Origin of the sequence: Catenovulum sp. 2E275 (genome assembly GCF_025515275.1) — a bacterium.
GTDB lineage: Bacteria > Pseudomonadota > Gammaproteobacteria > Enterobacterales > Alteromonadaceae > Catenovulum.
This window is the reverse complement of record NZ_JAOPFU010000145.1, coordinates 1-364: the sequence shown is the minus strand read 5'-3', so window position 1 is coordinate 364 and position 364 is coordinate 1. Positions and strand designations below refer to the sequence as shown.

Here is a 364-nt window from a genome sequence, read left to right as displayed (position 1 = left end):
TGCGCACATCCACAAGACGGCTATATTTGTCGTCATCATATTCACGAAACTGCATTTCGAAAACAACTCAGACTCGCAGTCAAGAATTCGGGAATACATAAACGGGTGACGGCTCATACTTTTAGACATTCATTTGCAACTGAGCTACTGCGTTCTGGTGCTGACATTAGGACGGTTCAAGAACTACTTGGTCACAATGATGTAAAAACAACTGAGATTTACACGCATGTCATTGGCTCTAAATTTGGCTATGCTCGCAGTCCGCTTGATCTGGCGTACTGAAGTCTTAAATCTTCTAATAGTAAATCCGTTGTCTGTTTTTAGTCTGAGAGCCAACGTTCAATAAAAAGCGAACTAAGATCTG

The 364-nt window shown here is 41.5% G+C and carries 1 protein-coding gene; it reads left to right on the top strand.

Features of this window, described 5'->3' with window-relative positions; all coding sequences use genetic code 11:
* On the top strand, positions 1-282 hold a 282-nt coding region (locus N7931_RS19450), incomplete at its 5' end, for a tyrosine-type recombinase/integrase (RefSeq protein ID WP_262795999.1).
* Positions 283-364: the final 82 nt, after the last annotated feature.